General features: G+C 41.1%; 29 protein-coding genes. 15 read left to right on the forward strand and 14 right to left on the reverse strand.

Annotated features, from left to right (window positions below; all coding sequences use genetic code 11):
• Positions 1-7: 7 nt before the first annotated feature.
• From PSH50_RS06740 to PSH50_RS06765, 6 genes are read right to left on the reverse strand one after another with little or no spacing between them, the layout of a single operon-like run.
• Complete coding sequence (locus PSH50_RS06740; RefSeq protein WP_004589097.1) at positions 8-265, reverse strand: BolA family protein; 258 nt, start codon at positions 263-265, stop codon at positions 8-10.
• Between the two features lie 5 nt (positions 266-270).
• Positions 271-564 carry a lipid asymmetry maintenance protein MlaB gene (locus tag PSH50_RS06745; RefSeq protein ID WP_024033329.1) on the reverse strand — a complete coding sequence of 98 codons (294 nt, stop codon included), beginning with the start codon at positions 562-564 and terminating at the stop codon, positions 271-273.
• Entirely contained in the window at positions 557-1,237 is a 681-nt protein-coding gene (locus tag PSH50_RS06750; RefSeq protein WP_004589095.1) for a phospholipid-binding protein MlaC, read from the reverse strand. Before PSH50_RS06750 ends, PSH50_RS06745 begins: the two co-directional genes overlap by 8 nt.
• Before the next feature lie 5 nt (positions 1,238-1,242).
• Positions 1,243-1,791: an outer membrane lipid asymmetry maintenance protein MlaD gene (gene mlaD / locus PSH50_RS06755; RefSeq protein ID WP_004589094.1), complete on the reverse strand. Its 549-nt coding sequence runs from the start codon at positions 1,789-1,791 to the stop codon at positions 1,243-1,245.
• A 13-nt stretch (positions 1,792-1,804) separates the two neighbouring features.
• Complete coding sequence (gene mlaE, locus PSH50_RS06760) at positions 1,805-2,584, reverse strand: lipid asymmetry maintenance ABC transporter permease subunit MlaE (RefSeq protein ID WP_024033330.1); 780 nt, start codon at positions 2,582-2,584, stop codon at positions 1,805-1,807.
• A complete protein-coding gene (locus PSH50_RS06765) occupies positions 2,584-3,375 on the reverse strand; it encodes an ATP-binding cassette domain-containing protein (protein WP_223230609.1) in 792 nt (263 codons plus the stop codon). The genes mlaE and PSH50_RS06765 overlap by 1 nt, the downstream gene beginning before the upstream one ends.
• Before the next feature lie 266 nt (positions 3,376-3,641).
• Here PSH50_RS06765 and PSH50_RS06770 point away from each other — a divergent pair, with 266 nt between their 5' ends.
• The 12 genes from PSH50_RS06770 (at position 3,642) to mgtE (ending at position 13,084) form a co-directional block, all read left to right on the forward strand.
• Positions 3,642-4,610, forward strand: a complete 969-nt coding sequence (locus PSH50_RS06770) for a calcium/sodium antiporter (protein ID WP_273609428.1) — start codon at positions 3,642-3,644, stop codon at positions 4,608-4,610.
• Between the two features lie 2 nt (positions 4,611-4,612).
• On the forward strand, positions 4,613-5,584 hold the full coding sequence (locus PSH50_RS06775) for a KpsF/GutQ family sugar-phosphate isomerase (protein WP_273609429.1): 972 nt from the start codon (positions 4,613-4,615) through the stop codon (positions 5,582-5,584).
• Positions 5,585-6,136, forward strand: coding sequence for a 3-deoxy-manno-octulosonate-8-phosphatase KdsC (gene kdsC / locus PSH50_RS06780; protein WP_004589089.1), 552 nt, complete (start codon positions 5,585-5,587; stop codon positions 6,134-6,136). It begins immediately after the preceding gene.
• Positions 6,133-6,687: an LPS export ABC transporter periplasmic protein LptC gene (lptC, locus tag PSH50_RS06785; RefSeq protein ID WP_004589088.1), complete on the forward strand. Its 555-nt coding sequence runs from the start codon at positions 6,133-6,135 to the stop codon at positions 6,685-6,687. The genes kdsC and lptC overlap by 4 nt, the downstream gene beginning before the upstream one ends.
• Positions 6,677-7,225 carry a lipopolysaccharide transport periplasmic protein LptA gene (gene lptA / locus PSH50_RS06790; protein WP_004589087.1) on the forward strand — a complete coding sequence of 183 codons (549 nt, stop codon included), beginning with the start codon at positions 6,677-6,679 and terminating at the stop codon, positions 7,223-7,225. The genes lptC and lptA overlap by 11 nt, the downstream gene beginning before the upstream one ends.
• The gene (lptB, locus tag PSH50_RS06795) at positions 7,222-7,947 is read left to right on the forward strand and encodes an LPS export ABC transporter ATP-binding protein (RefSeq protein ID WP_004589086.1); all 726 of its coding nucleotides are present in this window, start codon (positions 7,222-7,224) and stop codon (positions 7,945-7,947) included. Before lptA ends, lptB begins: the two co-directional genes overlap by 4 nt.
• A 69-nt stretch (positions 7,948-8,016) precedes the next feature.
• Positions 8,017-9,516 (forward strand): RNA polymerase factor sigma-54, encoded by a 1,500-nt coding sequence (locus PSH50_RS06800; protein WP_004589085.1) that lies wholly within the window; start codon positions 8,017-8,019, stop codon positions 9,514-9,516.
• Positions 9,517-9,543: 27 nt separating this feature from the next.
• Positions 9,544-9,831, forward strand: coding sequence for a ribosome hibernation promoting factor (hpf, locus tag PSH50_RS06805; protein WP_004589084.1), 288 nt, complete (start codon positions 9,544-9,546; stop codon positions 9,829-9,831).
• 4 nt (positions 9,832-9,835) lie between these two features.
• Positions 9,836-10,288: a PTS sugar transporter subunit IIA gene (locus PSH50_RS06810; RefSeq protein WP_004589083.1), complete on the forward strand. Its 453-nt coding sequence runs from the start codon at positions 9,836-9,838 to the stop codon at positions 10,286-10,288.
• Between the two features lie 19 nt (positions 10,289-10,307).
• Entirely contained in the window at positions 10,308-11,153 is an 846-nt protein-coding gene (gene rapZ / locus PSH50_RS06815; protein ID WP_004589082.1) for an RNase adapter RapZ, read from the forward strand.
• 40 nt (positions 11,154-11,193) lie between these two features.
• A complete protein-coding gene (locus tag PSH50_RS06820) occupies positions 11,194-11,466 on the forward strand; it encodes an HPr family phosphocarrier protein (RefSeq protein WP_004589081.1) in 273 nt (90 codons plus the stop codon).
• Between the two features lie 259 nt (positions 11,467-11,725).
• Positions 11,726-13,084: a magnesium transporter gene (mgtE, locus tag PSH50_RS06825; protein ID WP_004589080.1), complete on the forward strand. Its 1,359-nt coding sequence runs from the start codon at positions 11,726-11,728 to the stop codon at positions 13,082-13,084.
• A gap of 46 nt (positions 13,085-13,130) precedes the next feature.
• Here the strand turns inward: mgtE and PSH50_RS06830 are convergent, their stop codons facing one another.
• On the reverse strand, positions 13,131-15,560 hold the full coding sequence (locus tag PSH50_RS06830; protein WP_273609430.1) for a zinc-dependent metalloprotease: 2,430 nt from the start codon (positions 15,558-15,560) through the stop codon (positions 13,131-13,133).
• A gap of 155 nt (positions 15,561-15,715) precedes the next feature.
• On the opposite strand from PSH50_RS06830, the gene PSH50_RS06835 reads away from it, so the two are divergent.
• Positions 15,716-16,684: a class 1 fructose-bisphosphatase gene (locus PSH50_RS06835; protein WP_004589078.1), complete on the forward strand. Its 969-nt coding sequence runs from the start codon at positions 15,716-15,718 to the stop codon at positions 16,682-16,684.
• A gap of 119 nt (positions 16,685-16,803) precedes the next feature.
• Here PSH50_RS06835 and PSH50_RS06840 read toward each other — a convergent pair whose 3' ends face one another.
• Positions 16,804-17,130: a hypothetical protein gene (locus tag PSH50_RS06840; protein ID WP_273587156.1), complete on the reverse strand. Its 327-nt coding sequence runs from the start codon at positions 17,128-17,130 to the stop codon at positions 16,804-16,806.
• 43 nt (positions 17,131-17,173) lie between these two features.
• Between PSH50_RS06840 and PSH50_RS06845 the strand changes: the two genes are divergently transcribed.
• Complete coding sequence (locus PSH50_RS06845; RefSeq protein WP_273587155.1) at positions 17,174-17,524, forward strand: cysteine-rich CWC family protein; 351 nt, start codon at positions 17,174-17,176, stop codon at positions 17,522-17,524.
• A 29-nt stretch (positions 17,525-17,553) separates the two neighbouring features.
• Here PSH50_RS06845 and PSH50_RS06850 read toward each other — a convergent pair whose 3' ends face one another.
• From PSH50_RS06850 to PSH50_RS06875, 6 genes are all read right to left on the reverse strand, one after another.
• Positions 17,554-18,657 carry a capsular biosynthesis protein gene (locus PSH50_RS06850; RefSeq protein ID WP_273587154.1) on the reverse strand — a complete coding sequence of 368 codons (1,104 nt, stop codon included), beginning with the start codon at positions 18,655-18,657 and terminating at the stop codon, positions 17,554-17,556.
• 175 nt (positions 18,658-18,832) lie between these two features.
• Positions 18,833-19,252 carry a group 1 truncated hemoglobin gene (locus PSH50_RS06855; RefSeq protein ID WP_273587153.1) on the reverse strand — a complete coding sequence of 140 codons (420 nt, stop codon included), beginning with the start codon at positions 19,250-19,252 and terminating at the stop codon, positions 18,833-18,835.
• Positions 19,252-20,085 carry a DUF3034 family protein gene (locus PSH50_RS06860; protein WP_273587152.1) on the reverse strand — a complete coding sequence of 278 codons (834 nt, stop codon included), beginning with the start codon at positions 20,083-20,085 and terminating at the stop codon, positions 19,252-19,254. The genes PSH50_RS06855 and PSH50_RS06860 overlap by 1 nt, the downstream gene beginning before the upstream one ends.
• A complete protein-coding gene (locus tag PSH50_RS06865; RefSeq protein WP_273587151.1) occupies positions 20,072-22,387 on the reverse strand; it encodes an EAL domain-containing protein in 2,316 nt (771 codons plus the stop codon). Before PSH50_RS06865 ends, PSH50_RS06860 begins: the two co-directional genes overlap by 14 nt.
• Positions 22,380-23,039 (reverse strand): methylamine utilization protein, encoded by a 660-nt coding sequence (locus PSH50_RS06870; protein WP_096041160.1) that lies wholly within the window; start codon positions 23,037-23,039, stop codon positions 22,380-22,382. The genes PSH50_RS06865 and PSH50_RS06870 overlap by 8 nt, the downstream gene beginning before the upstream one ends.
• A gap of 121 nt (positions 23,040-23,160) precedes the next feature.
• Positions 23,161-24,264, reverse strand: a complete 1,104-nt coding sequence (locus tag PSH50_RS06875) for a phosphoribosylaminoimidazolesuccinocarboxamide synthase (RefSeq protein WP_024033340.1) — start codon at positions 24,262-24,264, stop codon at positions 23,161-23,163.
• 376 nt (positions 24,265-24,640) lie between these two features.
• Here PSH50_RS06875 and PSH50_RS06880 point away from each other — a divergent pair, with 376 nt between their 5' ends.
• The gene (locus PSH50_RS06880; RefSeq protein ID WP_273587150.1) at positions 24,641-25,711 is read left to right on the forward strand and encodes a CDP-glycerol glycerophosphotransferase family protein; all 1,071 of its coding nucleotides are present in this window, start codon (positions 24,641-24,643) and stop codon (positions 25,709-25,711) included.
• The last annotated feature ends 4 nt before the right edge of the window (positions 25,712-25,715 follow it).

Consider the following 25,715-nt stretch of genomic DNA (forward strand, 5'->3'; position numbering starts at 1 on the left):
GCCTTAACTATTGAGGTAAAATAAATTTTTGTTCACGCTTCCACTCAGTTGGCGTAAATGCACGAATTGATACAGCGTGAATTGTACCGTCTGAAATAGTATTCATTAATGGGCCATAAACTAGCTGTTGCTTTTTAACGCGGCTTAAACCGTCAAAGCACTCACCTACTGCAATTACTTCATAATGGCTACCATTGGCTTTTACTTTTACTTCAGATAATTGAAGTTCGTCGCGTAATAATGTTTCGACTTGGCTAGTTTCCATAACTCTCACTCAAATAAAGTTGTTACCTGACCCAACTGCATTAAATTTTGCAATTGCTCAGGTGGATTTTGCAATTCAAGGCGTGTGCCCTGTTGCTTAAATTCAGCAAAAGAGTGAATTAACCAAGCTAAGCCCGCTGTGTCAACCCTCATTACCTCACAAAGGTCAAAATAGATGGTTTTATGCTTACTTAGTGACTTGGCGTTCAGAAGCTGTTCATTGCCAATTGAGCTGCGGGTAAGTTCACCACTTACCCTATAGTGCTGCTCATCTACTTGGCTAATTGCCAATTTAGTCATTGCTGTTGTTGCCTCTAAATTGCACAGGTAACTGGCTCTTTTGCTCTAGTAATTTGCTTACGTGTGCAATACCTTGCTGGCGTAAAATACCTTGTAGCTCACTTTGTTTTGCATCGAGTAAGCTAATTCCTTCTGCAATCATATCGTATGCGCGCCACTCGCCACTGCGATCTTCACGCACTTTAAAATCAATTTTTATGTCAGGTTTGCCGTCTTCTGTAATTTTAGTTTTTACTACAACTACATCTTTGCCTTTAAATGGCTGCTCTGCGCCAAATTCTACATGTTGGTCAGTGTATTGAGTAAATACCCCCGCGTAAGTAGCAACTAAATAGCCTCTAAACGCGCCAATAAATTCTTGGATATCTTTAATTGCTTTGGCTTTTTCGGCTTCATCGGTAATTGCACGTACTTTAGACACTTCACTACCCAACACACGAAGTGCTGCATATTTGTAGTCTATGTAAGGCATCAGCTCTTCTTCTACAATAACACGAAGGTGCTCTTTATCTTTAGTGATAAGCGGTTGATCTTTTTTAATGCGCTCAAATGTATGCTCTGCTACCTGACGCACCATTTTGTTAGGATCTGTCAGTTTAACTTCGGCTGCGCTAACACTTTGCACAGCTAGGGTTGCACCAAGTGCAATAACGGCTAAAAACTGTTTCAACATAATAATTACTCACTACCTTGGTTGAATAAAAACTGCCCAATTAACTCTTCTAAAACAAGTGCAGACTTAGTATCTGTGATTGAATCACCATCACCTAACGCTTTGCTCTCTACGCCAAATAACTCATCGATTGCTTGATCTTGTGCGTTTTCGGTTACTGTTTCACCTAAACAGCGCTGCTCTGCTGCATTAGGAGAAATAACAGGGTGAATACCTAAGTACTGCTCCCCTAAAATACCCGATGTTAAAATTGAGATTGAGCTAGTGTCTGAAAAACGACATAAATACTGTGCATCTATCGTCATATTTACCACAGGCAAAAACTCCTGTGGGTGTACATAAATAGATTCAACACGGCCAATCACTACACCGCCTACTTTTACCGGTGCACGCGCTTTAAGTGAGCCGATATTTTCAAACTTTGCATTTAGCGTGTAGGTTTCGCCCGACCCGCTAATACCCGAATTAGCCACTTTAAGTGCTAACATTGCAAACGCTAAAATGCCTAATGCGACAAAAAAGCCAACTAAAATCTCTAATTTCCGTGAATTCATTATCTATACCCTATTAGCTGGTAAACATTACCGCTGTCAAAATAAAGTCAAACCCTAATACTGCCAGTGATGAGTGTACGACTGTTTCTGTTGTTGCTTTACTGATCCCTTCTGAGGTTGGGATACAGTCGTAGCCCTTATAAAGCGCAATCCAGGTCACTACCATGGCAAATACAAAACTTTTTATCATGCCGTTTAATACATCTTCTTGAAACGATACTTGCGATTGCATTATCGACCAAAAGCTGCCGGTATCTACGCCTAACCAATCAACCCCAACTAAATGAGCACCGATAATGGCAACCGCAGAAAAAATAAGTGCAAGCAATGGCATACTAATAAAACCTGCCCAAAAGCGCGGTGCAATAATGCGCTTGAGAGGGTCAATGGCCATCATTTCTAGTGAAGAGAGTTGCTCGGTGGCTTTCATTAAGCCTATTTCTGCCGTTAGCGCACTTCCAGCGCGCCCTGCAAATAATAGCGCTGTAACCACAGGGCCTAGTTCACGTAATAAACTAAGCGCAACTAATGGGCCTAGGCTGTCTTCGGCGCCATAGCCAACCAATACAGTGTAACCTTGCAGCGCAAGCACCATACCAATAAACAAACCCGACACCATAATAATTAATAATGATTGCGAACCAACCATATAAAGTTGGCGCACTAACAGCGGTGTGCCTTTTTTAAAGTTAGGTACATTCCACAATGCATTAAAAAGCATGTTGGCAGAGCGCCCTAATGCAGCAAAACGCCCCAGCGTTTTATGACCTAACTTTTGAAATAAATCCAACATTAAGCGTTTTCTCCTAACAGCTCATCAGCATACGTTTGTGCAGGATAATGAAATGGCACAGGCCCATCCGATAACCCTTTTAAAAACTGCTGTACTAATGGAGATTCATGATTACGCATTTCATCCGGTGTCCCAGCCCCTATTACGCCTTGATCGGCAATAATAATAACGTGATCGGCAATACTCATTACCTCCGTCACATCGTGGGTTACAATAAGGGATGATAAACCTAGCACTTCATTTAACGACTTAATAAGCTTTACCAATACGCCCATAGATATTGGGTCTTGGCCGGCAAAAGGCTCATCATACATAATAAGTTCTGGGTCCAGTGCAATAGCACGTGCAAGTGCTGCTCGTCTAGCCATACCACCAGAAAGCTCAGAAGGCATTAAATCTTTAGCACCGCGTAAACCCACCGCTTGCAGTTTCATTAATACGACTAGTTTAATTAACGCTTCACTTAACTTGGTGTGCTCTCGCAGAGGAAATGCAATGTTGTCAAATACCGACATATCAGTAAATAACGCACCGCTTTGAAACAGCATGCTCATTTTGGTTCGTGCCGCATATAACTCTTTGCGCGACATACTAGGAATACTGCCACCTTCGAATAAAATATCGCCGGCGTCAGGCTTAAGCTGCCCACCAATTAAGCGTAGCATTGTGGTTTTGCCAATTCCGCTTGGCCCCATAATCGCTGTTATCTTACCTTTAGGAACACTAAAACTCATATTTTTATATATGGTTCTATCGCCTCGCGAAAAGCTAACATCCTTGACTTCTACTATTGATTGCGACAAGTCGCTCTCCGTAACAATGTTCACTCGTGCTCCTATTTTAAGGGTTTTTTAGCCAAGATGGAAAAAACAATTCGTAAGATTTTGTAATACGCCTACAAAAAGCGCTCTAAGGCTGAAGTAAATTGCCTTAACCTTTGCTTAAGCGCATAAAATTCACGCACTGCAATAGTAGACCCTGCTCTTTTGCTTATACTTTCATGTTGGCTTTTGTTACTATTCGCGCCATCTGTATTTTGAACATCTGGCTTAACATAATGGTTACCTCGTTTGTTATTTTAATTCTTGGTTTTGCTGCACTTGTGTGGAGCGCCGACCGATTTGTATACGGTGCGGCAGCGCTTGCTAAAAACTTTGGAGTCCCTACTTTAATTGTTGGCTTAACGGTTGTTGCTATGGGTTCTTCGGCCCCTGAAATGATGGTATCGGCCTCGGCTGCTTTGGCAAATAAAACCGACACAGCGGTCGGTAACGCGGTAGGTTCAAATATAACAAACATATTACTTGTGTTAGGTATTACTGCGCTGCTACGCCCTTTGAGTGTGTCATCAAGCACTTTAAAACGCGAAATGCCGCTTGTTATGCTGGTATCCTTGGCTACGTGGTATGTATTTTCAGACAACTACTTCTCACTCACCGAAGGGGTGGCATTGCTAGTTACATTTGCTGTGTTTATTGGCGGCTTGATTGTGGTTTCTTTGCGCGCAAAAAATCAAGATGATCCTTTTGTTTCAGAAGCCTGCGATGAGGTTCCTAACGATGTACCAACTAAAAAAGCCGTTTTATGGCTAATTGTCGGCATGGTTTTATTACCTGTTAGCTCACACTTTTTAGTTGGTTCAGCAGTCGATATTGCTAAATACTTTGGTTTAAGCGACTTAGTTATTGGCTTAACCATTATCGCCATTGGCACAAGCTTGCCTGAACTTGCAGCTTCTGTAGCGGGTGTACTTAAAAACGAAGATGATTTAGCCCTAGGTAATATTGTGGGCTCAAATATATTTAATATTTTAGCGGTATTACCGCTTGCAGGTATTATTAACCCGTCAGTGGTTGACCCGTCACTTGCAAACCGCGACATACTTATTATGTTAGGTGCTACGCTTGCGCTTATTATTATGTCATTGAACTTTAGAGGTTCTCAGCGTATCAATAGAGTAGAAGGTGGCCTATTACTCATCGCATTTTTGGCGTACCAAGGTTATATTTTTAGTCAAGTAGGGTAACAATGGCACAACTAAATTTTATAGAGCAAGGTTTACGCGTATTAAACATTGAACGCCAAGCGCTTGCTGATATTACACAATACGTTGACGAAAACTTTCATAGTGCGTGTCAGCTCATGTTTGATTGCCAAGGCCGGATTATTGTTATTGGCATGGGTAAATCAGGCCATATTGGTAATAAAATTGCTGCTACCCTTGCAAGTACAGGCAGCCCTGCTTTTTTTGTTCACCCAGGCGAAGCAAGCCATGGTGATTTAGGCATGATAACCAAAAATGACGTGGTTATGCTTATATCAAACTCGGGCGAAACCAGCGAAGTACTTAATATTATTCCGGTGCTTAAACGCCTTGGCGCAAAAATAATATCGATGACAGGCAACCCGCTCTCTACTATGGCAACCCTTGCCGATGTGCACGTATGCATAAAAGTAGAACAAGAAGCCTGTTTATTAGGTTTAGCGCCTACTGCAAGCACCACTGCCACTTTAGCAATGGGTGATGCAATGGCGGTTGCGCTTTTAGAAGCACGCGGCTTTACCGCCGATGACTTTGCACTCTCTCACCCTGGCGGCAGTTTAGGTAAGCGATTGTTGCTCACTTTAAAAGATGTAATGCACAGCGGCACAAACACCCCTATTATAGGTGTAACGCAAACAATTAAAGACGCGTTAATAGAAATGTCAGCCAAAGGGCTGGGCATGACCGCTATTGTAGATAACAATCAACAGCTTGCCGGCCTTTTTACCGACGGTGACTTACGCCGTATTTTAGAGCAAAGAGTTGATATACATAGCACCGCTATTAGCCAAGTTATGACCAAATTATGCACAACTGCCACGGCCGATATACTTGCAGCTGAGGCCCTAAACATAATGGAAAATAAACGTATTAATGGTTTAATTGTGGTCAATGATAAAAACCAGCCAATAGGCGCCTTAAATATGCAAGACCTCTTAAAAGCAGGAGTATTATAAATGCAATTTGAAGATCTCTATCAACCGCTAAGCGATGATGCCAAAGCACGCGCCAAAAAAGTAAAACTACTCATATGCGATATTGATGGTGTATTTTCTGATGGCCGAATTTACCTCGGTAACCAAGGCGAAGAATTAAAAGCATTTAATACAAAAGATGGTTTTGGCATTAAAGCGCTGATCAATAGCGGTTTTGAAGTTGCGGTTATTACGGGGCGTCACTCAGAAATAGTGCAAACTCGCATGAGCAGCTTAACCGTGCAGCACATTTATCAAGGCCAAGAAGACAAGCTTATTGCTTATCAAGAACTCAAAAACACTTTAAAGTTAACTGATGAACAAATAGCCTATATTGGCGACGATGGTCCTGACATGCCTGTTATGGAGCGCGTTGGCTTTGCCGTTGCAGTTAACGATGCGCACCCGCTAATTAAGCGCTTATCGCATTACACTACGCAAATGCCTGGCGGCTTTGGCGCCGTTAGAGAGCTCACAGACTTACTTATGCTAGAGAATGGCATAGCGCTTACAACACAAGGCACCAGTTCATGAATGCAGCACGCGTTATACTCAGTGCGTTATTCATCGGCTGTATGGTTTGGCTTTGGTACCCTTATTTTACCCAAACAAATGTAGCGCCAGAGCAAGAACCTGAAGTAATTGCAAAGCCCGATTACACCGCTATAGAGCTTAAGCAAACAGCCTATGACGAGCAAGGCAAAATAAGCCATAAAGTCACCGCGGCTAAAATGGAGCTATACCAACAGCTTGGTTTTACATTTTTTGAAAAACCTATTTTCACCTTGTATAACGAAAAACAAACATGGCGAATAAATGCAGACGAAGCAACGCTTTACGAAGATAAACAACTTATTTTAGAAGGCAATGTGGTTGCTAAAAATTTAGTTGATAATGCCATGATAGATAACATCAATGCCGATAACATCGAAGTCGACATTAAAGCGCTAACAATGCGCTCTGAGCAGCCAGTGGTTGTCACTGGGCCTAATTTAAAAATTGTCGGTAAAGGCCTTGAAGCCGATTTAAAAACCGAAGTAATAAAACTAATTAACCATACGCGAACAATATATTATGACCAATAAACTCACTAAAATACTTATTATCCCATCGCTAATGCTTGCATTTAGCGCCTCTGCTGCTGAGCCTGCTGCTCAACCGCCAGCAAATCAAATTTCTATTAGTGCAGACCGTCAAGAAGGCCAACTTAAAGAAAACGTAGGTATTTTTGAAAAGAACGTCGAAATTGTGCATGGTAATCGCAAAATTACAGCCGACCGACTCGAAGTACATAAACGTGAAGACTTAGGGGATAACAAACAACTCCTTATTGCCACTGGCAGCCCAGCCTACTTCGAAGAAAAGCAAGACGATGGGACCGTAATGAGTGCCAGTGCAAACGAAGTACGTTACGACGTAGCAAAGCGCTTTTTAACACTTGTTGGCGATGCTGAAGTCGCACAAGCCGGTCAAAAAATTAATGCTAAAAGTATTACCTACGATATGCAGCAGCAGCTTATTAGCGCAGAAAAAGACGAAAACTCTACGGATCGTGTCCACACAATTTTAGTGCCTGTTGAAGCAAAAATTAAAGAAAAAACAGGTAACGAAGGTCAACCATGAGCACCTTAAAAGCAGAACTATTAGCAAAAAGCTATAAAGGCCGCCAAGTTGTAAAAAATGTAGGCCTTGAGGTAGAAGCCGGCAGCATTGTTGGCTTATTGGGCCCTAATGGCGCAGGTAAAACCACCACCTTTTACATGATTGTAGGGTTAGTACCTAGCGACAAAGGTAAAATTTCTATTGATGATAACGACATTACGTTATTGCCTATGCACAGCCGCGCACGCTTAGGCATTGGCTATTTGCCGCAAGAGTCATCAATATTTAGAAAGCTGACAGTTTATCAAAACTTAATGGCTATTTTAGAAACGCGTAAAGAGCTCAATAAAGCCGCACGTGAAGAAACGCTTAACAACTTACTTGATGAATTTAGTATCCAGCATATTCGCGATAGCCAAGGTATGGCGCTTTCTGGTGGTGAACGCCGCCGTGTAGAAATTGCCAGAGCACTGGCAGCAAACCCTAAATTTATTTTATTGGATGAGCCTTTTGCTGGTGTTGATCCGATTTCAGTGTTAGATATAAAGAAAATAATAGAACATCTTAAAAACCGTGGCATTGGCGTATTAATTACCGATCACAATGTAAGAGAAACCCTTGATGTTTGTGAAAAAGCCTACATTGTTTCTCATGGGGAGCTAATTGCATCTGGCACCCCAGAACACGTATTAAATGACAAAACTGTACGCGATGTTTATTTAGGCGAGCAATTTAGGCTGTAACATTTAAGCCACACCTACAAGCATCTGCTAATATTAATTATAACAACACAAAAGGATTGTTAGAGATACATGAGGCAATCATTACAGCTGCGCATGGGCCAGCAACTTACAATGACTCCACAATTGCAACAAGCGATTCGCTTGCTGCAGCTCAGTACATTGGATCTCCAGCAAGAAATACAAGAAGCACTTGATAGCAACCCGCTATTAGAAGTAGAAGAGCAAGATTACACGGAAGAGTCGGCTGGAAAAAATGAACAAAAAGCAGATACGGATGATGTAACCGTAAGCGCATCGGCTGACGATACAACCAGCGAGTACGAGCAAGACAGTGGCGAAGCTTTAAATAAAGACACCGTTAGCGATGATATGGCAATGGATGTAACTTGGGATGAGTACATGAGCGCAGCCCCTGCTGCATCCTCAGGCCCAATGCCGGAAGATGAGTCTATTTATCAAGGTGCCTCTACTGAAACGCTACATGAGTATCTAATGTGGCAGCTTCAGCTTACTCCCTTTAGCCCCACTGACGAAGCCATTGCTATTGCCATTGTAGAAGCTGTAGATGACTCGGGTATTTTAACGCTAAGTTGCGAAGAGATTTTAGAGAGCTTTAACCAAGAAAACGATGACGAAGTTGAAGTTGAACTTGATGAAATAGAAGCCGTTTTAAAGCGTATTCAGTTATTTGACCCTGTAGGTATAGCCGCGCGCAGTTTACAAGAGTGCTTGTGTATTCAGCTAAACCAGTTTGATAAAGACACCCCTTTTATAGAACAAACTAAAATGATCTTAACCGATCACATTGATCTATTAGCGGCACGCGACTATCGTACATTAATGAAAAAGACTAAGCTTAAAGAAGACGAGCTTAAAGAGGTCATGACCCTAATACATACCCTCAACCCAAAACCTGCAGATACAATAGTAAGGGAAGAGTCGGAGTATGTAATACCGGATGTGTCGGTTAAAAAAATAAAAGGCCGCTGGGTGGTAGAGCTAAACCCAGATAGCATGCCAAAAATACGCGTAAATAGTCAGTACGCGGCTATGTCACGTACCGTAAAATCAAGTGGTGATAGCCAATTTATTCGCTCTCACTTACAAGAAGCTAAATGGTTTATAAAAAGCCTTGAAAGCAGAAACGACACGCTGCTCAAAGTAACAAACTGTATTGTAAAACAGCAACAGGCATTTTTTGAACATGGCCCCGAAGCCATGAAGCCAATGGTTTTAAACGATGTTGCTGAAATGGTAGAAATGCATGAATCGACAATTTCGCGTGTTACCACGCAAAAATATATGCATACGCCACGTGGTATTTTTGAGCTTAAGTATTTTTTCTCAAGCCACGTAAGCACTGAAAACGGCGGAGAGTGTTCATCAACCGCAATACGTGCCCTAATTAAAAAGCTAATTGCCGCGGAAAACTCAGCTAAACCATTGAGTGATAGTAAAATTGCGGATATATTGGCAGAGCAAGGAATTAAAGTAGCTAGACGCACAATAGCAAAATACCGTGAATCGCTAGCTATTCCACCGTCAAATCAGAGAAAGAGTTTGATATAAGACGTAAAAAACAAAGAGGAAATGCTTATGCAACTAAACCTAACTGGTCGTCACGTAGAAGTAACTGATTCACTTAGAGACTATGTAAATAATAAATTTGCAAAGCTAGAAAGGCACTCAGATCATATTAGCAATGTGCATGTCATTCTCGATGTAGAAAAACTCAACCAAAAAGCAGAAGCGACTATTCATGTAAGTGGCGCAGATTTATTTGCCTCAACAGAGCACCAAGATATGTATGCCGCTATAGACTCGTTGATTGACAAGCTCGATCGTCAAGTCATAAAACATAAAGAGAAGCTTGCTAGACACTAATATTATGAAATTAAGTACATTAGTATGCCAGGACTGCAGCAAAGCTGCGGTCCTTTTTAGTAGTAAAAAAAGAATTTTAGAGTTTATCAGTGAGCTAGCTCATGAAAAGCTCCCCTACTTACCACAACAAGATATTCTTAATGCGCTGGCAAGCAGAGAAAAGCTAGGCAGTACTGGTATTGGCCGAGGTATCGCCATTCCTCATGGCAGAATGGGTGGCGTAGAAGAGCCGCTGGCTTTAGTACTTGTTAGCGACACCCCTGTTAACTTTGATGCTATTGATAACTGCCCTGTTGATATTTTTGTTGCACTCATCGTACCAGATGGCGATAACCAACAGCACCTAAAGACTCTGGCAACCATAGCTGATAAACTGAGCAACAAAGAATTTTGTAAACAGCTGCGTAGTGCTAAAACCGATGCAGAGCTGTATCAAGTAATTGTTGATCAATCGTAGTAAATACTAAGGGCTATAAATGGAGTTAATTATCATAAGCGGCCGTTCTGGTTCAGGTAAGTCGGTTGCTTTACGCGTGGTTGAAGATTTAGGCTATTATTGCGTAGATAATATTCCGGTCAACTTACTGCCCTCTTTAGTGCGAAGTGTTTCAGATAACTATGACAAAATAGCCGTTAGTATAGATGTTCGTAATATCCCCAAAGAACAAGACGAATTTAACGATATTCTCGAGTACCTTCCTGACTTTGCTAAACCCACACTGTTTTATTTAGATAGTGATGATCAAACACTGATCAAACGTTTTTCAGAAACACGCAGATTACACCCTTTATCCATCGATTCGCTGCCGCTTGATTTAGCAATAAAAAAAGAAAAAGAGCTGCTTGATGTACTCGTAACGCGCGCTGACTTTATGCTTGATACTACCGATTTAAGTGTGCACCAATTAGCAGAGTCAATTCGCGAAAAAATACTGGGTAAAAAAGATAAGCAACTTATTGTAACGTTTGAATCGTTTGGCTTTAAACACGGCATACCTAAAGAAGCTGATTATGTTTTTGATGCTCGCTTTTTGCCAAACCCCCACTGGGAGCCTGAACTTAAACCGCTTACGGGCCTTGATCAACCAGTAAAAGATTTTTTGGCAAATCACAGCATAGTGCAAAAATTCACTTGGCAAATTCAAACCTTTGTACAAACTTGGTTGCCACACTTAGAGCGTAATAACCGTAGTTACCTCACTATTGCAATAGGCTGCACTGGTGGTCAACACCGCTCGGTTTATTTAGCGCAAGCCATTGGTGAGAGCTTTGCTATGACGCATCCGAATGTCAAAATTCGTCATCGTGAGCAAGAAAAGTAACCTTAAAATAATAACCTGTTCAGTTTAGGTATAGTAATTTATGCGCTGTGAAGACACATTTTTAATAAAAAATAAATTAGGCTTACACGCCAGAGCGGCAACGGTCCTTGCGCAATTAGCTGTGCAGTTTGATGCTAAAATCACCTTACACCAAGATGATAAAGAAGCCGCAGGCGACAGCGTATTAGCTTTAATGCTACTTGAAAGCAGTAAAGGTAAAGAAGTTAAAGTAGTCTGTGAAGGCCCTGATTCAGAGCAAGCTTTGCATGCGGTTGGGCAATTAATTGCACAACGATTTAACGAGCAAGAATAATTTAAAGCACCATAGCCTTATAAGTTAAAGTCTTATCAGGCTGAACTATAAAGATTTAGTAAGTTAGGGTATTCCGACTCGCCTAATTTAGTGCTTTAATTTAAGGTAATAAAGCCATGCCCCTGCTAAATTTGGTTACTTAATTTTAAACACTAATTTAGCCCCAGCATTGGGTTTAACACAAAAAATAAAGAAAATAACAGTGGGCAACACCACTTACTAAACACCTTTCCATTACACAAAAATATTTAGGATGCCAATGCCAGAAGCGTTTGAACAAGACTATCCACTACAGCAACTAAAACAAGTGACTAAATCACTTAATAGTGGGCAATTTGTTCAAGTAAGACGCATGCTAGCAAAAACAGCACCTTGTGATACAGCACTGCTGCTTGAATCCTCTCCGCATAAAATTAGACGCATGCTTTGGCAACTGGTTGATCCAGATGTGCAAGGGGATGTGCTAGAAGAGCTCTCTGAAGATGTACGCTTAGGTATCATTGCACAAATGGAACCTGAGCATATTGCCGCGGCCACTGAAGATATGGGCCACGATGATTTAGGTGAAGTCCTACGTAGCCTACCTGATACCGTGTACAAAGATGTGGTTAGCGCTATGGATACGCAAGACCGCGAACGCGCTACACAGGCTTTATCTTACCAAGAGCGCTCTGCAGGCGCGCTAATGAACACCGATACGGTGACCATTCGCCCAGACGTTACACTTGATGTTGTGTTGCGTTATATTAGGCTACGCGGTGAGCTGCCAGAGGGTACCGATGATTTATACGTTGTTGATAAACATAACTGCTTTTTAGGCGCATTATCACTTAGTACACTGTTAACTAATCCGCCTGAAAAAATTGTTCAAGATTTAATGGATGAAGACTGTGAGTCTATCCCTATTTCGATGGATGAAAGTGAAGTTGCTCAGCTATTTGAGCGCCACAACTGGATATCGGCCCCTGTAGTCGATGATAACGCCCACTTGCTTGGACGTGTCACCATTGATGATATTGTTGATGTTATTCGTGAAGATGCAGAGCACAGCTTATTGAGCCTTGCCGGTCTTGATGATGAAGAAGATACCTTTGCACCTGTTTTAAAAAGCTCAAAAAAACGCTCAGTATGGCTTGGCGTTAACTTACTCACAGCCTTAGCTGCCGCCTTTGTGGCCAGTTTTTTTGAAAGCACCTTAGATATATTACCTATTTTAGCTGTACTCAATGGCATCGTGCCCTCAATGGGTGGTGTAGCAGGTAGCCAATCTTTAACTCTGGTTATTCGCGGTATTGCCGTGGGCCATATTAACCAAACTAACCAACGATTTTTAATGGCTAAAGAGCTGGCGATAGGCGCATTAAACGGGGTTATTTGGTCAATACTTATAGCCAGTGTAATTGCACTTTGGCAATGGGATTTTATGCTTGGCGGCGTGCTCGCATTTGCAATGTTTATGAACCTTGTAGTGGCTGGTGTTGCTGGCGCATGTATTCCTATTTTATTGAAAAAAATGAATATAGACCCTGCACTTGCCGGTAGTGTTGTACTTACAACGGTGACTGATATTGTCGGTATTTTTGCCTTTTTAGGCACCGCAACGTGGCTACTTATTTAGCAACCTGAGCTCAAATTAAGTAGCCACTACACACTAAAACATATAATTAAATTGGTGAGCCCGGTGGCATTGGTAAACCACTGAAGTTTTCAGGCCACTTACCTACTTTTAAAAACTGTTTTATTTGCTCTGCTAAATACTGTTTAAACGCGCTTTCTCCTACACTGGTATTACTTAACATTGAGTTTTGACTGTACTCTTTACTTAATTTTACCAAGTAGAAACGTAACTGCGCCTGCACCTCTGGGCTTACCTTGTCGCTAGTGACTAAATCAGCCATATTTTTTGCAGTTAAAAATTGCACCCGCTGGGTGATTTTTCCTTTCATTGTATTAGGTGATGACACATTAAACACCTGGCTGTAAAGCTGCTCTAGCAACTCATCTAAGCTGTAAAAATTAGAATTACGTACTTGTTGTTGAGCTAAACGATTTAAACGTTGTGGGTTTAATAATAACGATAAACTATGCTGCGCAGCTACTTCTGGCAAGGCCATCGCATCAAGTGTTACACCCGTACGCCCTGTTATGCTTTCACGCGATTTAGACTCGCCATACGCTTTTGGCGGAATAAGCGCTAATACCGACTCAGGCAAAATTAAATTAGCCGGTTTTAATGTTGTTAAAATAGCACTGAACGCCGCTTGCTGCTGCGCTTTTGCAACCACTTGCGCGCCCTTAGCAGGTGAGTTGTTACGTGTTTCGTATTCGTAGTTAACCCCCGCAATTAGCTTAACTGCAGCCTCTACTTGATAGCGATGAAATAAATAAAGCGGCACGAGTTTTTCTTCTAACTGCGAGAGTGCATCGCCCGTTTTAATGTTGTTAATACCAAATTGCGAAAGCGCTTTTTTACGTACATCAAGCACTCTAAGTAACTCTTGCGCTGGGTTAGTACCGTTATCCCATAAGTGCGCTGTAGGGTGTGCACCGCCCTTTGCGCGTGCGTCGCTATCAGATATAAACTCAAGGCCCTTCGTTTTGTTCTCTTTTAATATTGTTGCAAGCTCAGCACTTTCATCTTGATTAGTGAAGTCGCTGTAACCATATTTAATAACTTGGGTATCCCATACGCCCATACCGCTTGCATAGCCGCGGGTTACATCAAGCTCGCCTTGCTCGTTAAAGCTAAGTAGTGGGTGCGGGTAATCCATAACTGACGCTCTATCCCCCACCGAGGCTGCAAAGTTATGTGCAATGCCCAGCGTATGGCCAATTTCGTGTGCACTTAACTGGCGAATCCTATCAAGTGCCATTGCCTGTAAGTTTTTAGCCACCTCGTTACCTTTTAAATAAGGCGCACCAAGGGCTTCTGCAATTAAAATATCTTGGCGTACACGCAATGAGCCAAGTGTTACATGCCCTTTAAGTATTTCGCCGGTACGGGGGTCTATAACAGAGCTTCCGTAAGACCATCCGCGTGTAGCACGATGCACCCACTGAATAACGTTATAGCGAATATCCATAGGATCAGCATTGCTCGGCAATACTTTGACTATAAATGCGTTTTTATAGCCTGCTGCGCTAAAGGCATCATTCCACCACTTACCGCCTTCAAGTAACGCACTTTTAACCGGCTCAGGCACACCTGGGTCTAGGTAATAAGTAATGGGCTCAACGGGCTCACTAATCGGTAAACTTGGATCTTTTTTAGCTAAGCGATGGCGCGGTATATAGCGCACAAACATAGATTCACCAAGGGGGGCTGCATAGTCTTTATGCTCAATGCTCCAATACCCTGATTGCGGGTCAAATTTGCGCGGCGTGTATTTATCATCAGGTAATTTAATAAGTGAGTGGTGCATATGTACAGTAAGTGCGTATGCATCGGCGCTTACTTGGCGCACAAATTTACCTGGTTTAGTGCCCTTAAACGTTAATACTGCTTCAAGCTCGGTATTTTTTACAAACGCTTTTGAGCGATTCATATACACAGCGCTGCGTGATTCATCAAGGCTAAAGCTGCCTTGCTTGCGCGCTGCAAGCGTACGGCTTACCCCGTGTACATCACTTAGTAAATAAGGTGTGTAATCAATCAGGAGCGTTTTTTCGCTTTGCGCTACCACTTTAAAGCCCGCTAAAATACTGGATGCAAAGGCCTCTTTAATACTTTGCTGCTCAGCTTTGTTAGTGGTATTAGCGCGATAATATGTATTTAGCGCGCGCAACATTACTTTATCGCCAAAACGCTCAAACTGAACTAAATGCGTGTTACCAAGTTGGCCTCTATCTAAGCCTATATCGTTAGAGCCAACACCATAGGGTAAGCTTTGCTGAAGCAAAAATTGCTGCTCTAATTTATCTACTTTTAAAAATACTTTGCCGTTTTGAGTATCGTAATAAAACGAAAAGTACCCAGGAAAGTGATTCATTTGCGCAGTAAATTCATCTATAGGCTTAATTGCTGCGTGCGCTTGGGTTATCATAGAGCACAGCACAGTAAAGAATATGTAACTTATTAGTGGTATTTTTTTCATAATCTTATCTTTGTTATTGGCGTTTTAAGTACGATTAGGTGGCACCATTATTACAGTGCTATTTAAACAATACAGGTATTTAAGACGAAATTCAGCGCACTAAGTTAATCTCTCTCACATTTAGATTAGCTAGTACACGTTATCAGGAAAATAGAATGCGTAGACTCCCACCAGTATTACTAGAAGACGGTTGTCCTAGAGAACTTCTATCGTTAATTAGAACCATTTTAGCAGCATGTAAAGAAATTTCGTTTCGTGTTGGCCAAGGTGCGCTTTCTGGCGTATTAGGCTCAACGCTTGATGAAAACATTCAAGGCGAAACCCAAAAAAAGCTCGATGTATTATCTAATCAGCTTTTAAAAGATATTTTACTGGAGTCTGGGTCAGTTAAAGCCATCGCCTCAGAAGAGGAAGACTACACAGTAGCTGGCAACCAAGACGCTAAATATATTGTGGCGTTTGACCCGCTTGATGGCTCATCAAATACCGATATTAACTCGCTAGTGGGTACTATATTTTCAATTATGGAAGCCCCAGAAGGCTCAGATGCCGCCGATCAAAGTATTTTTATGCAGCCAGGCCACAAACAAGTTGCTGCAGGTTACGTGCTTTATGGCCCATCAACTATGCTTGCACTTACTACAGGTAAAGGCACGCGCATGTTTACGCTAGATAAAACCCAAGGTAGCTTTTTACTAACACAAGACTTTGCCACTATCCCTGCTGATACAAACGAATTTGCCATTAATGCGTCAAACCAGCGTCATTGGCAGCCAGCAATGCAAAACTATATTAATGACTTACTCGCTGGCGATACTGGCCCGCGTGCTAAAAACTTTAACATGCGCTGGATTGCCGCTATGGTTGGCGATGTGCACCGTGTACTTAGCCGTGGTGGTTTATTTACCTACCCAACCGACACCAAAGATGCAAATAAACCTAATAAGCTACGTTTACTGTACGAAGCCAACCCCATGGCTATGCTAGTTGAGCAAGCAGGTGGTATCGCCTCTACGGGTACTGAGCGTATTATGGATATTCAACCCGATGCAATCCACCAGCGTGTGGCGGTAATATTAGGCTCTAAAAACGAAGTAGAAACGTGCTTGGGATATCATAAGTAAATTAGTTGTCTGTTGTAAAAAAAAACTAAGCCGCATTTAATTTAAATACGGCTTTTTTATTTATTCGTTACATATAACCGCAGTAAGTTGGCATCTAAAATAAGAGTCAGCCTAAATATCTAGCCCTTCAATAATGCCAGTAATTGTTCAAGCTTTTGGCTATCAAGCTCTCCCATTTGCTCACTATTACTGAGCGCAAAAATAACCCCTTCGTGTTCGGCGCAATTTATATCATCTCGCGATTCAACCACATTTGCCCATAACTCTAAATCATCTATCTCTATTTCGTGGTTTACACAACGTGTTAGCACGTCAATCAATACCGGCTTTGTGAGTGTATAACCGGGAGCACCTTCCTCTGCTGGGGTAGAAATAATCACGCTAATAGCATCATCTCTTTGCTCACCAAAGGTAATAAATTCGGCCAATGCTTTTTGTATATTCATAATATTTGTTATTCTTGCTGCTCTACTGCTGATAAGACTTAAAATGACGAGATTAAACTGCTCACAATGCCACACTGCGCTTAGTTGTAATGTAAACGATATAAACGCATGTTGGTGTAACCAATTACCTGCTATTTTACCGCTTGAAGAGTCAGCAACAAGCTGTTTATGCCCGCAATGTACGCTTAATAAAATAAACACTTATTTAGCACATATTTATACTCAGCCAATCAAAGCACAAATTGAGTTTGCTAAAAAATTTAGAGGTAATGACAATTTAATTGAAGGGCTAGACTACACCATGCAAAATGGCTACATGGTATTTAGTAAATGGTTTTTTTTAAAGCGAGGAACATGCTGTAAAAATGGCTGTAAAAATTGTCCTTACAGCTAAATCACAACATGTTGATATACAATACGCGGTTAAATAAGTTCGTTGGGCACACTTTTGCTATATTGTGCAAATTTATCCGCCCCTTTAAAACGTAACTCAATTGCTTTGATATGCTCTTCTTCGGCGTGTTTCCAAACGCCCGGCACACTATACACATGCTTTAAATAGCAAAAAAACTTATCGCGTAGCTGCGGATTAAACTGCCATCCTTGAGCTACATCTGCTACTTGGGCAGCTAAACCCTCACGAGTATCAGCATGCTTAACTAAGCCTTCTATATTATAACAAGCCTGCCCTACAGTAATTACGCGCTTATTTAGTAACAGCGCTTCTAAACCTACCGTAGAGTTGATAGTGATCACCGCTTCTGCGCATTCAATAAGTTCACAGGTTTTATTGCCGTTTGCAAAAAGTGCAATTGGGTCTTTATCGTATAAATGGGTGTAATGCTTGTGCCACGACGGGTGTTCTTTAAAAACGACCTTTAAACTAGGATCGTTCAATGCTTTCACTGCGCTAACAACTTCATCGTATAGCATTTCCATTGAGTCAATCCATGGCGAAAAGCTCGCTAATTGCGTATCGTGAGGCACTTGAAAAGGCACAAATATGTAGCGTTCAGGTATATTTTCAGCTGCAAAATCACAGCGTTTTTTATGGTTTTCTCGTGGGACAAGCGCCGGTGCATCAAAGTTTAAGGCATTATTTGCATTAAAATTTAAATAAAAATCAGGATCTCGACTTAGCGACGCATTAAAGTTAATCCCTTGAGGGTCTAAACTGGTGGTACCCGGAAGCAAACCATTTTCATAATAAAATTGCTTAATACCCAGTGCCTTGGCAGCCATAGCAACGGTAGTATTAGGCAGTTTATTACCATTCCATATCACCAGTACATCAGGGTTAACTTCAGTTAATAAAGCTAAATATTTTGCGTAACGCAAACGCTCAAAAAAGCGCAGCCCCACTTTGTAAACCGCCGATACTAAAGCATTGTTCCAAAGGTTATTACGGGCGCGCTTACGTTTTAGTTGTGCATTAATAACATCGTTAAAATCAACTTTAAACGCTTTACTTAAATAGTGTATAGCTGAAAGCTTTGGCGCCCCCATAACATGCAGTTGGCAATCCATACTCAGCTTTTTGATTATTTTTTTATAGTACTTTGCGTGTACATTTTTGCGGGATATAAATAGGTAAGACATACAAGCTGTGCGCGCCAATTATTGTTTATAGGAAATAATACTAAGTGGACACTATTACAAAAGTAAGGTTCACTGCTACGAGTAAATAATTTACAGATGTTACCTAAATACTTATTATTTTACTACGCAGCGGTGCCATCCTAGATAGGATCTCATTTTGTATGCTATGGCTAATATTTTGCTCTTCCATCGCATTTACAAGTAAGTCCACCACATGGTTAAAATCTTTCTCAGTTATGTGCATCCCAGTATGAATATCTACCATAGAGTCACCTTTGTACTTGCATGGGCCATCAACTAGCATACACATATGCATAATAAAGCCTTCTCTAAAGTGGCTTATGTCGCTGTGTTCAAAATAATGCAGTACTTGTTCATCATTACCTATTTGGTAAATAAAACTGTCTACAATACGCGTAAGCCCCGCACGGCCATCAAGCTGTTGATAAAGCGATAAATTTGTTGAGCTTGCACACCCGACCAAGGCACTTAAACACAACCATAAAATGACAACGTTTTTCATTACCAATACCCTGTTACCGATAAGTACCACCCTGTTTGATCGCTCGCACCTGCAATGCTACCTAAATCTAAGTATGCAGCGGTGACACTCACGTGTTTATTTGGCATCCAAGCAACAAATAAATCTTTCCAGTCTTGTTCACCCAAATTAAGGTTATTAGACTTTTGCCTATACTCTATACCTACGGCAACACTTCGGCTCAAAAACACAGCGGTGCTGCCTTCAAATAAAATTTTTGCATCATCATTTGCCCCACCATAACCAAGCAAACCGAGTTGATTAGCCTCACTGTAGCGAGTTGTGACGTTCCAAAACCAGTTAAGCCCCCCTACAGCGCCTAAGTGGAGTTTACTAGCTGCGAGGTAGTAATCAGTGCCACTAGTATCTTGTGCACCTACTAGGGTCGCAACAGCGCCATCATCAAGGGATTTATGCTGTATACCCACACTCAATTGCGGCCAGTCACTGTAAACTATGTCGCCGTATAAACGAATTTTAGCGCCCGTGATAGATTGCTCTATTTCGGTATCAAGTGCAGCCACGTCAAAACGTTGTTGAGCGTAGCTAAGTTCCACACGATTAAATAGGTTAACTTGTGCTCCACATACATCTAAAGTGTAGTCTGTTACATCTGCACGGCTACAAAAGCCATTCACAGAGAACTCGTCTTCGCTGGCGTAACCTGCAAGTTGTGCCCAAGGCACAATACCGCCGCCCCCACTGCCTTCTATTTGCGAAACCCCGGGGGTCGCTAATAATTTACCATCGCTTGCTAAACCAGAAAAGCTCGAGCTAAGTAATAACCCAAGTAATAAACACTTAACTTTTTTCATAATATTCCTTTAGCCACTGTTCTAATAATTCTGCTTTTAAAGGCCTACTTAGGTAGTAACCCTGAGCATGGTCACAATGCATAAGTTTAAGTAAGTCTAAAGAATCTCTGTTTTCAACGCCCTCTGCAACAACGCTAAAGCCTAGTTGATGCCCTAAGGTAATAGACGACTGCACAATGTGTTGATCCTTGCGCGACTCATCTAACTTTAAAATAAAGCACTTATCTAACTTTAGCTCATCAATAGGCAGCATTTTTAATCTCCCCAGTGATGTTTGCCCTACGCCATAATCATCCAATGAAATTTTTACACCGATGGCTTTTAAGTTTTGTAATGCTTTTATGCCTTTTTCTTCATTTTCAATCATGTCGCGCTCAGTTAATTCAACAGTAATGAGGGTTGGATCAACATTGTATTTTTTTAGAGTACGCACTAACGCTGAATGAAAACTCGGTGAGGCAATATCTTGTGCTGATACATTAATTGCTGCCTGCATTTCAATCCCTTTAGCCTGCCAATCAGCCACCTGAGAAACCACAGTGTTAACAACCCATGATGTAAGCTCAACAATAAGCCCCGATTGCTCGGCTAAATCAATAAACAACTCTGGGTTTACCCAGCTGCCATCTTTACGTTGCCAGCGGATCAGTGATTCGACTTTATTTATTTTTTGTGTGTGTAAATGCAGTTTAGGCTGATAGGTCATAAATAATTGCCCATCATCATCGCTAATGGCTTGTTTAAGCTCATCTAACATTTTAAGACGATCTAAATGCGCTTCGTCTTCACCATTTTGGTAATAATGAATACTGTCTTGGCTATCTGTTGCATTGTCTACGGCAATAAGTACGCGTCGCATTAAATCATCGCTGGCAAGGCCTTGCATAGGATACTCGACAACCCCAGCGCTAAAGCGTAAGTTAATTTTTAACGTTTTAATGGTATAACACGCTAATAGCTGTGCCATTAAACCAACTATACCGCTTTTTTTCTCTCTGGCAGCGGCGCTTGGAAACACAGTTAAAAACTCATCGCCACCAATACGCGCATGAAAGCCGCCAAGTTCGTCCGAAAAGCCACTAATTCGATTGGCAACCGCTTTTAAACATTCATCGCCTACGCGTGGGCCTAGCTTATCGTTTATATGCCGTAAACCTTTTATATCAATAGCAACTAGGGTGTATTGTGTAGAGGGAGTCAGCTCATCATCGAGCACTTCAAGCATAGCCGAGCGGTTATAAAAGCCTGTAAGCGAATCATGGCGTGCCTGAAAACTAATTTTTTGTTCACGCTCGTTAATATCGTTACCCATGTTATCAAAGGCGTTAGCAAGGGTTGCTATTTCGGTACTTTGTTTAGATGCATTAAATTCAAATGCGTAATTACCTTGTGCAAATTGCCTGGCAATAACTGCAAGCTGTGAGAGTGGGGTTGTTAAGTTATTTGCCAGTAAACTACTGGTAATAACCCCCACCAGCATCGTTAAAATGGCCATAATAATTAGCGTAAACAATAAGTTTTCAAAATCGTTATAGCTTTGCGTTAAATCAGCACTGAGCAAAATTGTTACCGCATCCCCTTGTAGGGAGGGCAACATAATATCTTGGTTTTTATATACAGGATAATCACCAAACAAACGCGTTGTTGTGGTGGTGTTAAAGTAGTTTTTAGGTGAAAAAAACTCTGGGCGATTAAGCAACGAGCTTCTTACGAGGTTGTCCTGCTCAGCAATAAAGCTGACATCCATTCCTGTTAGGTTTTTAAGTTCTAGGGCGACTTCGTCATCAATTTTAAAACCCACTAAGCTGTATGCGACCGTTCTAGGCGCCCTTACAGGTAGTAAAATAACTTGATATAACTGATTATTAAGAACAACAAAGCTCGATTGCTCTGGCGAAGTTAATAACTCATCCAGTAACGGCTTTAAATTTTGAGGGTACAAATCTGCATTAGTATTGGCTGAAATTAATTTACCTGATAAATCAATCAGTAGCATAAGCTCTGCATCAATACGCTGGCTGTGATTAAACAACACACTACTTATAGTGCCTGCATCGCGAGTGGCAACCGCTTGCTTAAAGCCAAAGTCGGCAGTGAGTACTTTAGCAGCAGTAAGCAGTAGGCTTTCTTTTGCGCTCAGATATTGCTTATATACATTTTGCGCTACGCTAATATCTTGATTTACTTTTTCTTCTTGAAATTTACTTGTAGACCACCAAAAGCTAACAATGCTCACCATAGTGGTCAGTAACACTAAGCCTACACATAAAGCAATAATGCGGTTTTTTAAACTGTTAGTCATTACCGCCCTTAAACTTACTACCAAAAGTATTTCGCGGTGCTGGGGTGGAGGTATTAACCTTAATTAGTAACTCATTGTTATTGTTTATTGTTATCATTTTTTTATTTTCCAACGGTGCAGTTTGTAGCGCATGCCACACACTCAGCGTAGTCGGTAACGGCGTTATGTCTAAAGTTAACTTACCCGTATTATTCGTTTTATAAACGTGTTCACTATTGGCTACATAAATATAGCCAACCATAGAGTCATGAATATTACAGCCTAGTACAACAACACCTTGTTGATCAAAAATTACAGGCTCTTTAGGTTGGCCTGAATAGAGTTTTAGCTGAAAGGGCTTAGCCTGAGAAAAAGAGTAAACATGATGGCGAATATTATCGCTGTTAGGAAAGTTAACCTGCTGGCCTTTTTGCACCACTAGTAAATCAGGTAAAAACGCTTTATGTACTTGGTCCATTACCGCAACGGGTAATGTAGTGCGCTCTGACTTTGTCGCCTTATAAAGCTCAACGATTGCGTCTTTTAGTGGCTGACCATGCTGGTCTTGAATTACTAAATCAATATTTTCACCCAGTACGCCTTGGCTAAAAAATAAAGTAGCGGCGAGTAAATAACCTCTTTTATTAAAAACTTGCTGCACTTGCCTAAACATATCAATACCTAAAAGTTAATCTTAGGTTAAGTTAATTAGAGACCAGCACTAATTGCAAGGAATATAGCCCAGTAACTAAAAATAAAGACTGGGCTTTGTTTATTTTAATACTTTAGTTGCACTATTTTACAATAAGGTCGTAATCAGTATCTAAAATATTAATTACTTCTTGGCGAGGATCTTCTGGAATTACAATCTCTTTACCAATGATTTTACTGGCAATGCCTACATAAGTGTTAGACACCTCAAGCATGACCGATTCTGGTAAAATAAAGTCTTTAGCAAGCTGCTCACGCTCATCCATGCGGTCTTTATTTAACAGCACGTCACTTTCTGGCACAGTAGAAATTAATAACTGGCGGAACCCTTCTTTAGAGTTTTCGATTATTTTACCATCGCGGTAAGCCGCGCCATCCCATATGCGCGAAGAATCTGGGGTGCCTACTTCATCAATATAAATAAGCTGTTGGTTTCCGTCTAAATCCTCTACATAACCAAACTCAAATTTTGTATCTACAAATATTTGATCAAGCTTTGCCAGCTCTTCACTAATTAGCTTAAAGCCCTCAACCAATAGCTTTTCGTATTTAGTCACATCCTCTGCCGATTTAAAATTAAATACGTCTAAATTATCAGTGATATTAGCGCGCGTAATATTCACATCATCAACAGGTGGTATATCAGCCACGCCTTCGATAATACCTTTTGTAGAAGGTGTTATTAGTACGTTTTCAAGCTTTTGGTTTGCTCTTAAGCCCTCAGGTAAATCTATGCCACAAAAGTTGCGAACCCCTTTACTGTAATCACGCCACATGCTGCCGGTTATATATTGGCGCGCAATCGCTTCTACTTTTACGGTACTTGCTTTGCGTACAATCCATACATAAGGATGTGGAATATCAACAATGTGGTTACCCGCAAGGCCAGCTTTATCAAATAACTTAAACCAATGAGATGCAACAGAGTTAAGCGCAATACCTTTTCCCGGCACGCCGTTTAAGCCATTTTCGCCTTGCCAAATACAATCAAAAGCAGAAATACGGTCTGAAATAACCATAATTGCCAGCTCAGTTCCTTGCGGAACTTTATAGTTTTTTTCTTTAATGAGGCGTGCGCTGTCTTCATCTGTTAGCCAATAAACCGAACGAACTTTACCGCTGTGTACGCCACCTTTAGTGCGAATGGGTAAGTCATCGTTTACGTCTAAAACTTTATAGCTAGTCATGCTATCTCCGGGGTTAGGGATGCTCATAGAGCAAAGTATGGTATGGGGTTATAAGCGCTATATAATAAATCAGCCTACCCTAAAGCTCAATCAGCACTGAAAACTAAATAACCTGAATCTGGTTAAGTGACTTACTAGGGCGTGTTGTAATATGCTGATATTTAAATTTATTTTCTCTAGCCAAAGATTTTCAATGAAAGCAAGGCGAATTTACGCGTCAATAGCTGGCCTATTGCAAGTAAACTCAACGCAGTTAGCGCTGAAAATAGCTGCTAGAAATAGGTTTATTACCCAGAGCTCAGTTTAAATAACCACGCAATATTTATATGGCTGTAATAATGCGGTAAACTTAGCGTGCTAACTAGAGGAGTAACGCTTGGACTACCTAACTGCGACCGCAAATAAAAAATACCTAATGTATATTTCGCAAAATTATTCATACGCTATTTTAAGGCCGCTTCAGGCGCAAATTTTAGCCCATGGTGGAGAAGTTCGGTGGTTTTTAGCAGGTAATGAAGTAAACCCCGACTTTTTAGATGATGATGAGCAGCGCTTGCATACAATATCTGATGTGAGAAGCTGGCACCCTGATATAGCTTATATTCCAGGCAATATTGTTCCAAGTTTTATTCCTGGTAAAAAAGTTGCTGTTTTTCATGGTTTTAATTCTGAGAAGCGCAGCTCAGAGGGCAATCATGGCCACTTTGCAATACGAGGCTGCTACGACCTGTATTGTACGCAGGGCCCCAATACTACCACCCGATTTAAAGAGTTGGCGCAACAACATGGTTTTTTTAAAGTAGTAGAAACCGGCTGGCCAACGCTCGACCCCCTATTTACCGATACACAAACTAACCCATACGAAAGCGACGACCCACGTCCAACACTGCTTATTTGCTCTACTTTTTCAAAAAAATTATCACTTGCTCCCAAATTATATGAGCAAATAAAGCATTTTAGCCTACAAGGGAAGTGGCGTATTTTAATGCAGTTTCATCCTAAAATGCCCCAAGAATGGGTTGAGAAATATAAAGCATTAAATAATGAAAACTTAACCTTTATAGAAACCGACAACGTACTCCCTTTGCTTAAAGCTGCAGATGTAATGCTGTGTGATACATCCTCGGTATTATTGATGTTTTTATTACTTAGAAAGCCAGTTGTTACGTTTTGCAATCAAAAACCACTCCCTCACTTACTTGATGTAACTGAAGCCGATAAAGTAGAAGCAGCAATAGAACATGCGTTAACTAAACCTAATAAATTAATGCAAAGTATTGAAGACTATTGCCTAGAGCTCCACCCATATACTGATGGTAAATCTAGCCAACGCGTGCTTAATGCTGCAAATGAATTTTTGCACAAAAAAGAAAAGCTAAAACCTAAACCGCTTAACCTATTTAGAAATCTTAAAATGCGTAAAGAATTCAACTTTTGGGGTTGGTAACACC

Origin of the sequence: Pseudoalteromonas sp. Angola-7, from assembly GCF_028599255.1 — a bacterium.
GTDB lineage: Bacteria > Pseudomonadota > Gammaproteobacteria > Enterobacterales > Alteromonadaceae > Pseudoalteromonas > Pseudoalteromonas atlantica.